At 31.1% G+C, this 15,372-nt stretch carries 14 protein-coding genes; all 14 read right to left on the minus strand.

The genetic code is table 11. The features are described from left to right. Positions 1-4 precede the first annotated feature (4 nt). The 14 genes from nusA to topA all read right to left on the minus strand — a co-directional run bounded on the left by nusA (position 5) and on the right by topA (position 15,331). Positions 5-1,171: a transcription termination factor NusA gene (gene nusA, locus CLCHR_RS03365; protein ID WP_079438273.1), complete on the minus strand. Its 1,167-nt coding sequence runs from the start codon at positions 1,169-1,171 to the stop codon at positions 5-7. A 17-nt stretch (positions 1,172-1,188) separates the two neighbouring features. Beyond that, a complete protein-coding gene (gene rimP, locus CLCHR_RS03370; RefSeq protein WP_079438274.1) occupies positions 1,189-1,650 on the minus strand; it encodes a ribosome maturation factor RimP in 462 nt (153 codons plus the stop codon). A gap of 586 nt (positions 1,651-2,236) precedes the next feature. Next, positions 2,237-3,316, minus strand: a complete 1,080-nt coding sequence (gene ispG / locus CLCHR_RS03375; protein WP_079438275.1) for a flavodoxin-dependent (E)-4-hydroxy-3-methylbut-2-enyl-diphosphate synthase — start codon at positions 3,314-3,316, stop codon at positions 2,237-2,239. A 131-nt stretch (positions 3,317-3,447) separates the two neighbouring features. Next, positions 3,448-4,458 (minus strand): M50 family metallopeptidase, encoded by a 1,011-nt coding sequence (locus CLCHR_RS03380; RefSeq protein WP_079438276.1) that lies wholly within the window; start codon positions 4,456-4,458, stop codon positions 3,448-3,450. Positions 4,459-4,475: 17 nt separating this feature from the next. Beyond that, entirely contained in the window at positions 4,476-5,639 is a 1,164-nt protein-coding gene (dxr, locus tag CLCHR_RS03385; RefSeq protein ID WP_079438277.1) for a 1-deoxy-D-xylulose-5-phosphate reductoisomerase, read from the minus strand. Positions 5,640-5,736: 97 nt separating this feature from the next. Continuing rightward, on the minus strand, positions 5,737-6,705 hold the full coding sequence (locus CLCHR_RS03390; protein ID WP_079438354.1) for an AI-2E family transporter: 969 nt from the start codon (positions 6,703-6,705) through the stop codon (positions 5,737-5,739). A 133-nt stretch (positions 6,706-6,838) separates the two neighbouring features. Further along, positions 6,839-7,633, minus strand: a complete 795-nt coding sequence (locus CLCHR_RS03395) for a phosphatidate cytidylyltransferase (protein ID WP_079438278.1) — start codon at positions 7,631-7,633, stop codon at positions 6,839-6,841. Between the two features lie 15 nt (positions 7,634-7,648). Next, positions 7,649-8,407 carry an isoprenyl transferase gene (locus CLCHR_RS03400; RefSeq protein ID WP_079438279.1) on the minus strand — a complete coding sequence of 253 codons (759 nt, stop codon included), beginning with the start codon at positions 8,405-8,407 and terminating at the stop codon, positions 7,649-7,651. Between the two features lie 304 nt (positions 8,408-8,711). Further along, entirely contained in the window at positions 8,712-9,269 is a 558-nt protein-coding gene (frr, locus tag CLCHR_RS03405; protein ID WP_079438280.1) for a ribosome recycling factor, read from the minus strand. 10 nt (positions 9,270-9,279) lie between these two features. Continuing rightward, positions 9,280-9,993, minus strand: a complete 714-nt coding sequence (gene pyrH, locus CLCHR_RS03410; protein ID WP_079438281.1) for a UMP kinase — start codon at positions 9,991-9,993, stop codon at positions 9,280-9,282. A 107-nt stretch (positions 9,994-10,100) separates the two neighbouring features. Continuing rightward, a complete protein-coding gene (gene tsf, locus CLCHR_RS03415) occupies positions 10,101-11,018 on the minus strand; it encodes a translation elongation factor Ts (protein ID WP_079438282.1) in 918 nt (305 codons plus the stop codon). 88 nt (positions 11,019-11,106) lie between these two features. Next, positions 11,107-11,808, minus strand: coding sequence for a 30S ribosomal protein S2 (gene rpsB, locus CLCHR_RS03420; protein WP_079438283.1), 702 nt, complete (start codon positions 11,806-11,808; stop codon positions 11,107-11,109). Between the two features lie 447 nt (positions 11,809-12,255). Further along, entirely contained in the window at positions 12,256-13,032 is a 777-nt protein-coding gene (gene codY, locus CLCHR_RS03425; protein WP_079438284.1) for a GTP-sensing pleiotropic transcriptional regulator CodY, read from the minus strand. 205 nt (positions 13,033-13,237) lie between these two features. Continuing rightward, positions 13,238-15,331, minus strand: a complete 2,094-nt coding sequence (topA, locus tag CLCHR_RS03430; protein ID WP_079438285.1) for a type I DNA topoisomerase — start codon at positions 15,329-15,331, stop codon at positions 13,238-13,240. Positions 15,332-15,372: the final 41 nt, after the last annotated feature.

Below are 15,372 nucleotides of genomic sequence, written 5' to 3' on the forward strand. Positions count from 1 at the left end.
CTCTCTATTCTCTTATTTCTTCAATTTCAATTTCATCTGAAATTTCAAATTCATTTAAATCAGTAATTTCTTCATTGTCTATTTCGACATCAGTATTTAAAATTCTTTCGTCTTCTTCATCTTGGGCTTGTTTTTGAGATTTACTTTTAATATCAATTTTCCAATTTGTAAGTTTAGCTGCAAGCCTTACATTTTGGCCTTCTTTTCCTATTGCTAGTGAAAGTTGATTATCGTCAACTACAACTTTTGCTGATTTGCTATCTTCATCTACTACTACACTTAGTACTTTTGCTGGACTTAAAGAATTTGCAATAAATTCCTCTGGATTTTTGCTCCATTTTATTATATCTATTTTTTCGTTTTTAAGTTCATTAACTATACTTTGAACTCTTACTCCTTTCGGCCCAACACAAGCTCCCATTGGATCTACTTCTTCATCATTTGAGTGTACAGCTATCTTACTTCTTGAACCTGCTTCTCTGGAGATGCTTTTTATTTCAACTACTCCTTCAAAGATTTCTGGAACTTCAAGTTCAAATAATCTTTTAACTAATCCTGGATGTGTTCTTGAAACATGTATTTGAGGTCCTTTGCTTCCATTTTTAACTTCAACTATATATAGTTTTAACTTTTCATTGAATTTATATTCCTCATTTGGAATTTGTTCGTTAGGACCTATTATACCTTCCAATTTTCCTAAATTAACAAAAACTATTCCTTTATCTTTTCTTAAAATAGTTCCTGTAATAATATCAAACTCTTTTTCTTTATATTCGTCATATATTATACTTCTTTCTGCTTCCTTAATTCTTTGAGTAACAACTTGTTTTGCTAGTTGAGCTGCAACTCTTCCGAAATTTTTAGGAGTAACTTCGAGATTTATAACATCATCGACTTCACTTTTAGGACTTATTTCTTTTGCTTCTTCTAATGAAATTTCTGTTACATCGTCATATACTTCATCAACTACTGTTTTTTGAGCATATACATGAATTTCTCCAGTTTCTCTATCAATATTAACTTTAACATTTTGTGCGTTTGTATTAGCATTGGCATAATTTTTCTTATATGCTGCAACCATTGCATCTTGAATGGTTGTAAAAAGCAAATCTTCACAAATCCCCTTTTCCTTAACTAATTCTTTAAGAGCACCTACAAACTCTTCATTCATTTTTATACCCTCCTCGTCTATATTTCCCCTTCTAAATTTGCTGCTTTTATTTTATCTTTCGGTATTTTAACTTCTTCTTCTGCTTCAATTATTATGGAGTCTTCGGAAACATCTTTTAATATTCCTTTAATATTTTTCGCTCCATTAATTGCGCTAGTAAGCTTAACCAATACTTCTTTTCCTAGAACTCTTTTAAAGTGTTCCTCGTTATATAATCCTCTGTTTAGTCCTGGCGATGAAACTTCCAGGTAATATGCTTCCTTAATTGGATCCTCTACATCTAGAATCTCACTAACTCTTCTTGAAACAGCTTCGCAGTCATCTAATGATATTCTACCTTCTTCTTTATCTATATATATTCTTAAGTAAAACTCTCCATTTTCCTTTACATATTCCACATAATATAATCGACATGACACTTCTAAAAAAACAGGACTTACTAGGTCTTCAATCTTTTCAATTAATACATCTTTTTTCATTTTCTAACCCTCACTTTCATCTTTTAAAAACACATAGATTATAGTTAGCATGTGCATTTTTAAAATTTGTAATCAAAAACGCAACTATCGTAAGTTAGTTGCGTTACAAACAGAAAGAGCGGGTAATCTTCCCACTCCTTTTTTCTAGCTATTAGAAATAAATCTTCTTATATAATATCACAGATAAATTAATATTACAAGGGATACTGGGAAATTTTAAATATACATAATTATTTGAGTAATATTACTTAATCAAAATAATGTATTATACACTTTAGATCATTATAACATTTATAAATTGTATTAAAAGTTTATAATTGTGCTTCGCACTTTTTTCATCGGTGAAATGATCCTAATTGTGCTTCGCACCCTTTTCATCGGTGAGATGATCTCAATTGCACTTCGTGCTTTTTTAATCTGTGGAATGATCTTAATTGTGCTTCGCACCCTTTTCATCGGTGAGATGATCTTAATTGTGCTCCGCACCCTTTTCATCGGTGAGATGATCTTAATTGTGCTCCGCACTTTTTTCATCTGTGAGATGATCTCAATTGCACTTCGTGCTTTTTTAATCTGTGAAATGATCTTAATTGTGCTCCGCACCCTTTTCATCGGTGTACAACTTTTCTATTTCTTCCATTAGTGCGTCGACAAGCTCTTCTTCTTTTACTTTTTTTACTATTTTACCTTTTTTAAAGATAATTCCTTCACCTTTTCCTCCAGCAATTCCTATATCTGATTCTCTTGCTTCTCCTGGTCCATTAACAACGCATCCCATAACAGCAACTTTAATATCTTTTTTGAAATTTTCCAATCTTTTTTCAACTTCTTCTGCAATTTTTATTAAATTTATTTGGGTTCTGCCACACGTAGGGCATGATACAAATTCAACACCTTTTTTCTTTAACCCTAAAGCTTTTAAGATTTCTGTACCAACTTTAATTTCTTCAATTGGATCTGTAGTCAGAGACACCCTAATAGTATCTCCTATTCCTTCTGCAAGAAGAGTTCCTATACCTATACTTGACTTTATCGTTCCCTTTTGTATAGTTCCAGCCTCAGTTACTCCTAGGTGAAGAGGATAATCACATTTTTCAGCTATTAGTCTATAACACTCTATCATCATTTGTACATTCGATGATTTTATAGATATTACAATATCATGAAAATCTAACTCTTCTAATATCTTAACATGCCTTAATGCACTTTCAACCAATCCCTCTGCAGTTGGCATTCCATACTTCTCTAAAATATCTTTCTCTAAAGATCCAGAATTAACTCCAATTCTTATTGGTATCTGCTTCTCACTGCAAGCTTCCTTAAGCACTCTTATTTTATCCACACTTCCAATATTTCCAGGATTTATTCTAAGAGCTGAAACCCCATTTTCTATTGCCTTTAATGCCAATCTATAATCAAAATGTATATCTGCTACTACTGGAATAGGCGATTTCTTTGTTATTTCTCCTAAACTTTCAGCATCTTCCATATCTAACACTGCACATCTTATAATATCGCATCCCGCATCATATAATCTACCTATTTGCTTTAACGTCTCTTCAACATTTTTAGTCCGAGTTGTAGTCATTGATTGTACTGTAATAGGAGAATCTCCTCCAACATATGTATTTCCAACTTTTACTTTTCTTGATTTTCTTCTTTCCATATAATATATCTCCTCTTGCTAATCCCAATTACTTTAGTATTTTTATTTGTTTATTCTAACACTTAAATTTATCAGCTTATTTATATAAATAGCTTACCCTTCAAAATTTCTTTATCCAAGTAAGCTTTTTTCTAAAATTGCACTGGGAATAATATGTCTTTTATAGTTACTACTATCATCAATCCAATTAGTGCTGCAAATCCAATATAGTTTAGCACTCCAACTACTTTATCAGGAACTTTTCTTCTAGTTATAAATTCAATTAATAAAATTACACACCAGCCACCGTCTAAAGCTGGGAAAGGTAATAAATTAAATACCGCTAAATTCACGCTTAAAAAAGCTGTGAAATAAAGCAATGGCCAAATTCCTGCCTTAGCTGTTTCTGCTGACATTTTAACTATTGTAAGTGGTCCTCCAACATCAGTTTTAAGATTCGCTTTTCCTGTAAATATCATTTTCAACCCTACAAAAGTTTGATTTACTAATGAAGCTGTCTTATTAAAACTTTGTCTAAAACTTGCTATAAAACTTGGCTTCTCTACACTATCAAAAGCTACCCCAATCTTTAATTGTCCGTTTTCATTAGTTTTAGGAATTATTGCTAGCTCCTCTTTTTCACCATTTCTATCAACTAAAAAATTTATCTTCTCGCCTTTTGATAGATATATGTTAGTTATTATATCATCCTCTGAAAAAATCTTAGAATTATTCATTTTTAAGACTTTATCACCTGGCAATAATCCTGCCTCATAAGCTGGTGATGCATCTTCTATCTTATTAATAGTCGTTGTAACGTACCCAAATGTATTTATGAAGAAAGTAAAAATTACTATTGCTAATACATAATTCATAAATACACCGGCAATTATTATACTCATTCTTCTTAATGGAGATTTAGCTGAAAAACTTCTTTCATCCTGAATATTTTCTTCTTCCCCCATCATTTTTACATATCCACCTATAGGAAAAAGGCTTAAGGAATATCTTGTTTCTTTTCCTTGCTTTGATAAAATCTTTGGACCCATCCCAATGGAAAATTCCTCAACTCTCACTCCATTAAGCTTTGCCAACGTAAAATGTCCTAATTCATGAACAATTATTAAAATACCAAAAGCTAGTATAGCTAAAATTATATACATATTTTAAAATTACCTCCTTAAAGTACTGCTTTTTCTGCAATATATTCTTTTACTCTTCTATCTAAATCAATAATATTTTCTAAATTTAATTCTTTCTCAACTTCATCACTAAATACTTTCATACATTTTTCTATTAATTCAGCAATTTGCAGAAATTTTATTTTCTCATTCAAAAACAATTCTACCGCTGCTTCATTAGCTCCATTTAAAATCGTCGGCATGAGTCCTCCTATTCTACCCGCTCTAAATGATAAATCTAAAGCTTTAAATGTATCTAAATCCGGCTTTTCAAAAGTTAACTGAGATATTTCATAAAAGTCTATTGTATCCGCAATAACCTTTTCTCTTTTCTCATAATTCAACGCATATTGTATCGGTAGCCTCATGTCTGCCGCACCTAGCTGAGCTATTATACTCCCATCAGTATATTCCACCATAGAATGCACTATGCTTTGAGGGTGCACTGTAACTTGTATATTATCATAATCACATCCGAAAAGCCAATGTGCTTCTATTACTTCAAGACCTTTATTCATAAGGGTAGCAGAATCAATAGATATTTTTCTTCCCATATTCCATTTTGGATGTTTTAACGCATCTTCCACTTTTATATTTTTTAGTTCTTCCGTTGTTTTCCCTCTAAAAGGACCACCAGATGCTGTCAGAATTATTTTCCCTAAGGTACTAATATCATTTCCTCTTAAAGATTGAAATATTGCACTATGCTCAGAATCTACAGGAAGTATTCTTACATTATTTTCTTTAGCAGCCTTCATTACAATTTCACCAGCAACAACAAGAGTCTCCTTATTTGCTAACGCAATATCCTTTTTAGCTTCTATAGCTTTCATTGTTGGCTCTAATCCTATCATACCTACTACAGATGTTACTACTATGTCAATTTCATTTAAAGAAGCAATTTTATTAAGTCCTTCTATTCCATGAAAAACTTCAATATTCTTATTGTATTCTTCACAATATTTTTTTATTTCTTCTGCACTGTTATGATCCATCATCCCTACATACGATGGCTCAAATTCTTTTATTATTTCAATAACTTTCTGTACTGAAGTATTTGCAGTTACTCCAATTAATCTTAATTCTCCATCTAATTTTCTAATTACATCTAGAGTTTGAGTTCCAATAGAACCAGTAGCCCCTAGTATAGAAATTTTTCTCATTTTTCGTCCTCCTAAAAGCAAATCCAAATTAGCACAGTTTTATATCTTCTTAAATTTAGATATTTAAAACAATATCTGTATTTGTATAACTACTATGTCACTCTGTGCTATAAATTATTTCTTTTGCTAAAATACTGTACATTGGCCCGACTAATATTCCTAGTATTCCGAAAATATTCACCCCAATATATATAGATACCAATATAACAAGAGGATGGATATCTAATTTTTCTCCTAAGAATTTAGCCTCTAGCACTTCCCTAACTATTTGCACTAATATATATACACATATTAACCCAAATGCAGTAAGAAAATTCTTCATTATAATATTGTATATTATAATCGGAATAAATACAATTATAGTTCCTACATATGGCAAAACATCTAGAACGCCACAAATTATACCAAACATAAAAAAATTAGGAACCTTTAGTACAAAGAAACCTACTATTATCTCTAAAGTTGAAGCTAAAATTAGTATTCCTTCTATCCCTATCATTTGAATAAAATTATTTTTTTGATTCCTAAATCTTAATAACATTTCTTTTGGTAATATAATTGAGATTAGTTCTACCATCTTCATTCTATCTATTAATATAAAAAAAGCACATATATTTCCTATAAAATAAGCTAAAATTCCTTCTCCAGTACTCGCTGCCCCTCTCCTTATATTTTGATCATTTATTATTGAAATCACACTTTTCCCAATCTTAAAATTATTAAAGTCTATGTTTAGAGCAATTGAAATATCCTGAATAAATTTATTTATCCATTCTAGATTTGTAATGTATAGTTTTTTCAGTATAGAAAAAATTTCACTTCCTAAGTATATTCCCACTAACGTTATAATAATATTTACAGCTATAATACTTAGCGCTCCAGCAATCTTATTTGGTATTTTCGCTTTAATCATGATCTTATATATAGGCGAACAAATTATAACCATAATAATCATAGATAAGAACGGTTTAAAATAATACTTTACCAAAACAGTTCCAATTACCACTAATATGAGCGATAATAAAAGTGAGAAAAGTTTCTTATATGCTTTAAAAATAAGCTTCACCCCACTAAACACATAATTATTTCCATTTTTATAATATATGCTCACTATTTTAGCTTAAAAACTTCCGAGAATAATTTACATAAAAAAAATTAAACTTTGTATATTTAGTACAAAGTTCAATTTATATTTTCTATTAAATTTTCACTATAAATGTTAAGTAATAAAAAACTACCGTAGCAGAAAATATTATACTATCGAATCTATCTAATATTCCTCCATGTCCTGGAATCAAACTACTATAATCCTTTATCCCAACATATCTCTTTATTGAAGAAGCAACTAAATCTCCCAATTGTCCAAATAAACCACACATAGTACCTATTAGGAAGTAATTATATACCGGCATTATGTAATGATAATTCTGTACTACAACACCAAATACCCCTGTGAAAACCGTAGCACCTATAAGCCCGCCTATAGAACCCTCAATAGTCTTTTTAGGAGATACTTTAGGCGATAGTTTATGTTTACCAAAAAATTTCCCACTATAAAAAGCAGCTGTATCCGACAGCCAAGACCCTATAAATATAATCCAAATTAAAAATTCACCTAACGGCTTTGCATTAACTAAATATACAAAGCTAAATAAAATTCCACAATAAATAAATCCTAATAATGTTAGTGAAACATCTATAAATGTATATTCTAAATTTATAACTGGAAGTATTAACAATATAAAAGCTGCAACTACAAGAGTATACATCATATATTCAAAGTTATTATTTAAAAGATAATATGTTATTAATAAAATATATCCTGCACTCTTGACTGGTTTAAAACTTTTTTCTTTCAAAGCATTATAAAACTCCCAAAGTGCCATAATGGATAATGCTAATACAAATCCCTTTAGATAAATTCCTCCAAGAAAAACAAATATTATAAATGGAGCAATCATAGCAGCACCTAAATATCTATTATTAGACTTCAAAATCTAACCACTCCTCTATTTAACTCTACCAAAGCGTCTATCTCTATTTTGATAATCCGCTATAGCTCTTCTTAAATCCACTTCCTTAAAATCCGGCCAGTTTATATTTGAATACCAAAATTCTGAATATGCACATTGCCATAGTAAAAAATTACTTAGTCTTTGTTCTCCAGATGGCCTGATAATTAAGTCTGGGTCAGGTATTCCTTTAGTATATAAGTATTTTTCTACTAGTTCCTCGTTAATATCTTCTTCTTTAATTTTACTGCTTTTTATATCAGAACTAATAAGCTTTATAGCTCTAACTATTTCATCTCTTCCACCATAGTTTAGAGCAAAATTCATGTTTATTTTAGTATTATTCTTTGTTGTCTCCAAAGCAGACTCTAAGGCTTGTTGACATTCTTTAGGCAGCTTTGTCATATCTCCTAAAACATTCATTTTTACACCATTTTCATGACATTCTTTTAATTCTTTCTTTAAATAGCTAACCAGAAGCTTCATTAATGTACCAACCTCATCCTTAGGTCTACCCCAGTTCTCAGTTGAAAAAGCATATAAAGTTAAATTTTTCACGCCAAGCCTTGTAGCTTCTTTTAAGATTCTTCTGATAGTTTCCACACCTGCTTTGTGTCCCATGCTTCTAGGCAAATTTTGCTCTTTTGCCCATCTTCCATTACCATCCATTATTATAGCTATATGATTTGGTATGTTATTCATATCCAATTCAAAATTCTCATTATATTCCTTTTTTGATTTAAATATATTTAACATTTTTTCTCCCCCTAGTTAATTAAAAGAAACTCAATAATAGTAACATGCGTTTTCAAGTAAATAGCCAACAATCAATTGTAATTTAGATTTTTATTTTCTCAAATCATTAAGTAAAAAACCTGCTTTTTTAGCAGGTTTTAATTTAGGCACATGAAAGAAAATAACAAGTTCAAAGCTGCCACGGATATTTTTCATTAGACAAGAAGGCAGATATCACTCATAGTGGGCCTATTAGGGTTATCTGCCGCCGCAGAATAATGAAAAATAGGCTGGTAGATGGACTTGTTATTTTCTTGATTGTGCCTTAAACTGACATGACCTCTTTTTCCTTTGCAGCAATTATAGCATCTACTTCTTTTACAACTGCATCAGTCTTCTTTTGAACTTCATCTTCGGCTTTTTTTATTTGGTCTTCTGATAAATCAGCATCTTTCTTTAATGCCTTTATCTTATCATTGGCAGCTTTTCTTATAGATCTTACAGCTACTTTAGCTTCTTCTCCTGTTTTCTTAACATTCTTAACAAGAGTTTTTCTAGTTTCTTCTGTTAATTCTGGTACAACCAATCTGATTATCGAACCATCATTTGAAGGATTTAACCCTAAGTCTGATTTTAGAATAGCTTTTTCTATGTCTTTTAAAAGAGGTTTCTCCCATGGAGTTATCATAAGAACTCTTGGTTCTGGTGCTGAAACATTTGCCACTTGGCTTAGTGGGCACATACTTCCATAATATTCAACTTGAATTCTATCAAGCATTGTTGGATTTGCTCTTCCTGCTTTCATTGTTGATAAATCTGACTTTAATACAGATATTGTTTTGTTCATTTTTTCTTCTGCATTTTTAATGATATCCTTAATCATGATTTTCCTCCTATTTCTTTTTTACTAATGTACCTATACTTTCACCATACATTGCTCTCTTAATATTTCCTGGCTCATCTAATCCAAATACAAGAATTGGGATTTCATTATCCATACATAATGAAGTCGCTGTAGAATCCATTACTTGTAATCCTTGTTCTAATACTTCTATATATGATAGTGTATCATATTTTGTAGCATCTGAATACTTATGTGGATCTTTATCATAAACTCCATCAACCTTTTTAGCTAAAAGAATTACATCAGCTTCAATTTCAGCGGCTCGGAGTGCAGCAGTAGTATCTGTTGAAAAATACGGATTTCCTGTTCCAGCAGCAAAGATTACAACTCTTCCTTTTTCTAAGTGTCTCATCGCTCTTCTTCTAATGAACGGTTCTGCAATTTCCTTCATTTCAATTGCAGTCTGCACTCTTGTCTTAACGCCTACTTGCTCTAATGAATCTTGAAGTGCTAATGCATTTATGCAAGTTGCCATCATTCCCATGTAATCTGCAGTGGTTCTGTCCATACCTTCCCCACTTCTTCCTCTCCAAATGTTTCCGCCGCCTACTACAGCCCCTACTTCAACACCCATATCAATTAATTCTTTAATTTCAAGCGCTATTCTCTTAGCTACATTAAAATCAAGTCCAAATCCACTAACACCCGCTAATGCTTCTCCTGAAAGTTTTAGAATTACTCTCTTGTATTTACACTCTGCCATTTATAATTACCTCCTGAATCTTTTAAGGATTATCTGAAAACCTCTTTCAAGCTATTTACTTTATTTCTTAAAAAAAGAGAACACAAAGTGTTCTCTTTAGGTCTAGACTATTTACCGATTTGTCTTGCAACTTCTTCAGCAAAGTCTACCTTTTCAACTTCGATTCCTTCTCCTCTTTCGTATCTTACGAATTTAGTTACTTTAATTGGAGAACCAACCTCTTTAGATTTCTCTTCTATAAATTTAGTGATTGATTTATCACTATCTTTAACCCATGGTTGTTCTAAAAGACAAACTTCTTTAAAGTATTTTTGAATTCTTCCTATTACCATTTTTTCAACGATATTTTCTGGCTTTCCTTCATTTAAAGCTTGAACTCTGTAAATTTCTTTTTCTTTATCTAAAGATTCTGTATCAACATCATCTTTTGATAAGAATAATGGATTTGCTGCAGCAATTTGCATACAAACTTCTTTAGCAACTTCATCAAGAACTTCTGAATCTTTGTCACAAGTAACTTCTACTAAAACTCCGATTCTTCCGCCACCATGGATATAGCTCTTAACTATTCCGTTTTCAACTGAGAATTTAGTGAATCTTCTTACTGTCATGTTTTCACCAAGTTTAGCTATTAAAGCTTTTAAGCTATCAGAAATTGTAGCTTCTCCATCAAACTTTTCGTTAAGAAGTTCTTCTACTGTTGAAACTGAAGTTTCAACTACCATTTTAGCTGATTTTTCAGCAAATGCAACGAATTCTTCATTTGCAGCAACGAAATCTGTTTCACAGTTAAATTCAAGAACTGCTCCACTTTTCTTATCTTCTGAAATATATGTTTTAACTATACCTTCAGCAGCAACTCTACCTGATTTCTTAGCTGCATCCGCAAGTCCTTTTTCTCTTAGAAATTCAATAGCCTTTTCAATATTTCCGTCTGTTTCAACTAGAGCCTTTTTACAATCCATCATTTTTGCTCCAGTCATTTCTCTTAGTTCTTTAACTAATTGTGCAGTTATATTTGCCATAATTTAAATTCCTCCTCTATTATAAGGTAATCTCTAACATCTAATAAAAGGGTAATTGAAGAGATATCACTTACCCTTTTTATTTAAACTATTCAGCTAATTGTTCACCTTGTCTTGCTTCTATAATAGCATCAGCCATTTTTGCAGTTATTAATTTAACAGCTCTGATAGCATCATCATTACCTGGGATTACATAATCAACTTCTTCTGGATCACAGTTAGTATCTACTATAGCAACTACTGGTATTCCTAAAATCTTAGCTTCTAAGATAGCATTCTTTTCTTTTCTTGGATCAACAATGAACATTGCTCCAACATTTGAAGCATCTAAGTTTCTGATACCACCAAGATTTTTTTGAAGTTTTTCCATATCTCCCTTAAGTTTAATAACTTCTTTCTTAGGAAGAACATCGAAAGTTCCATCTTCTTGCATTTTTTCGATTTGTTCTAATTTTCTTATTCTACCTTTTATAGTTGAGAAGTTTGTTAACATTCCACCTAACCATCTGTTATTTACGAAATGCATGTTACTTCTTATTGCTTCATCTTGAATTGCTTCTTGAGCTTGTTTCTTAGTTCCAACAAAAAGTATATCTTTTCCTTCTTCAGATACTTGCTTAATAAAGTTATAAGCTTCTTCTGCCTTCTTAACTGTTTTTTGAAGATCTATGATATAGATCCCATTTCTTTCTGTGAAGATATAAGGAGCCATCTTAGGGTTCCATCTTCTAGTTTGGTGTCCGAAATGTACACCTGCTTCTAATAATTGTTTCATTGATATTACTGACATTTTGTTACCTCCTTGGTTTTTACCTCCACTATCTTTAGCTTATAGAATTCCCTCAAATTAAGGGCACCTAATCTATAAATTGGATAGTGTGTGTATTTCTTACCTTAAGTAGTATATCATAAGGTATTTAACGTATCAACAAAAATTTTTTATTTTAGACATATAAATGACTTATATGTTCAAAACACAATCGAAATTGTATACCAAGAACAATGCAGTAATACTATAAAATGCCTAGTTACATACTTTATAAACATAAAACATAAGACATTATAATAAATGTATATTAATAAATATCCTTTGTATCAATTCATTTTAAAGTTTTGTCAAAGTAATTAATTTTTATACATTAACTAATAAATTCCTTTTAATAAATTGATTAAAAGAGTACTTTTTGTAAACTAAAATAGCTATAAGTTTGTTCAACTTATAGCTATTTATCAATGATTATTTAATCTTTTTCAATTCTTCTAATAATTTCTCATTTAATATTCTAATATAGGTTCCTTTCATGCCTAGTGATCTAGATTCGATAACACCAGCACTTTCAAACTTTCTTAATGCATTAACAATAACACTTCTTGTTATGCCAACTTTATCTGCTATTTTAGAAGCTACTAACAATCCTTCATTTCCATTTAATTCATCAAATATATGCTCAACAGCTTCTAATTCAGAATACGAAAGAGTTCCTATAGCTAATTGAACTACTGCTTTCTTTCTTGTTTCTTCTGCAATCTCATCCTGCATAGCTCTAAGCATTTCCATTCCAACAATAGTTGCACTGTATTCAACTAATACTAAATCATCATCTGTAAACGGATTTCCAAATCTAGCTAATATTAGTGTGCCGAGTCTCTCCCTGCTTCCTATGATAGGAACTATAGTTGATAATTTATCTACTTTTTTGCATTTCCCTATTTCTTGAAACACACATCTACCTTCATTAGGAAGATTAGATAAAGTATCGTTAACATCTAACAATGTCTTGTTATAATCTTCAGGGAACTTCTTATCTTCAATTACTTTCTTTTTCATAGCTTCACATTCAAAATCTTTACCAAAAGTATATCCTAGCACTTTCCCTTTTTTACTGATTATGTATACATTACATTCAAGAACCTCACTTAATAATGTACATATATCTTGAAATGCTACAGGTTCAGTACCAGACTTCTGTAGAATCTTATTTAACATTCTAGTTTTACTTAATAATGATGACATACTATTATCCTCCTTGGCAACTGAATAACAACATTTATTTGAATTAAACACTTATTATTGTTAGAATATTCTTAATTTATTGAATTTTCTACAAGCTGCGATTAAGACTAGTTTATCATATAAAATTCTTCATTTCAACACTCTTTTGGTTTAATTCGACAAATAGTATTACTATTTTATTAATTCCACATCAATATATTTGTCTCTATTTATCATCTGTTGAATCTTTTTTTACTTCTTCTTTATAATTACATTCGCTGTTAGAACATTGTACATAATTTCCTTTTGTTTTAGAGTATTTCAAAACCATATACGAATTACAGTTAGGACACTTTTCTTTTACAGGCTCATGCCAACTCACAAATTTACATTCTGGATATCCTACACATCCAAAGAATTTTTTACCTTTTTTACTCTTCTTTGCTACTATAGCTTTACCACATTCCGGACAAGGTACATCTAACTCTTCAACTATTGGCTTAGCATTTTGGCACTCCGGATATCCAGGACAAGCTAAGAATTCACCATACCTACCTCTTTTAATAACCATCATACGGCCACACTTTTCACATTTTACATCACTTACTTTATCTTCGATTACAACTTTTGATATTTCCTTTTCAGCTTTCTCAATAGCGATTCTTAAAGGATCAAAAAACTCTGCAACTATTTTGGTCCACTCTTCTTTTCCTTCTTCTACATCATCGAGTTTTCTTTCCATATCAGCTGTAAAATCAGTGTCTGCTATTTGTTTAAAATATTCGTTTATAATATTATTTACTATCTCACCTAGTTCTGTTGGAATAAAATTTTTCTTTTCTCTTACTACATAATTTCTTCCTAGAAGAGTTGAAATAGTCGGTACGTAGGTACTTGGTCTACCAATACCTTTTTCCTCCATCAACTTAACAAATGATGCTTCAGTATATCGAGGATGCGGTTGAGTGAAATGTTGAGTTCCTTGAAGCGTTTCTGTATTAAGTTCCTCATTTTCCTCTAATTCTGGTAATAGCACTGAGTTTTCATCATCTTCATTAGAATATTCATATATCTTCATAAAACCATCAAAAGAAATTACTGATCCCGATGCTTTAAATTTATAATCTCCATTTATTATATCTATTGAATTTGTATCAAGTTCACATGATGCCATTTGACTCGCTATAAATCTGTTCCATATTAATGAATATAATTTATATTGTTCTGCAGTTAAGTTTTCCTTTGCTACTTCTGGAGTAATTTCTACATACGTAGGTCTTATTGCTTCATGGGCATCTTGAATATTCTTTTTCCCTTTATATATTCTAGGTGAACTTGGTAAATATTCTTTTCCATAAGTATTTTCTATAAATTCTTTAGCATTCCCTTGTGCTTCTTCAGAGATTCTTACAGAATCAGTTCTCATATATGTTATTAACCCAACTGTCCCATGGCCTTTCACTTCTACCCCTTCATAAAGGCCTTGAGCTATAGACATAGTCCTCTTGGTCATAAAATTCAATTTTCTATTTGCATCTTGTTGCAATGTACTTGTTGTAAAAGGTGGAAGCGGATTTCTACTTTTTTTACCTTTTTTTATCGCTTTTACAATAAAGCTGCCGCCTTCCAATTCTTTTATTATCGAGTTTGATGTTTCTTCATTTTCAATTTCAATCTTTTTTCCTTTATAAGCCGAAAGTCTTATAGGAAATTTCTTTTTTTCTTTTCTTAGTACACAATCTATAGACCAATACTCTTTTGGAATGAATTCGTTTATTTCTTTTTCTCTATCACATATTAATTTTAGAGCAGCTGATTGTACTCTACCTGCACTAAGGCCCCATTTCACATTTTTCCATAAAATCGGGCTGATTTCATAACCAACAAGCCTATCCAATACTCTTCTTGCTTGCTGCGCATCAACTAAATCCAAATCAATTTTTCTTGCTTCTTTTATTGATGCTTTAACAGCAGTTTTCGTAACCTCATTAAATACAATTCTGCATGTATCATCTTCGGATATTTTTAAAATATTGGCTAAATGCCACGAAATAGCTTCTCCTTCTCTATCAGGGTCTGTTGCCAAATAAACTTTTTCAGCTTTTTTAGCTGCTTTTCTCAATTTATCAATTAGTTCACCCTTACCTCTGATTGTAATGTACTTAGGAGTATAGTTATTGTCTATATCAACGCCCAATTTACTCTTAGGTAAATCTCTTACATGCCCCATTGATGCTTCTACTATATAATTTTTTCCCAAATATTTGCCGATTGTTTTTGCTTTTGCCGGCGACTCAACAATTACAAGTTTTTGACCCATAGTACAACTTCATAGAATTTATGAAGTATTCACCCCCTACA

The sequence above is a fragment of the Clostridium chromiireducens genome, from assembly GCF_002029255.1.
Taxonomy (GTDB): Bacteria; Bacillota; Clostridia; order Clostridiales; family Clostridiaceae; genus Clostridium; species Clostridium chromiireducens.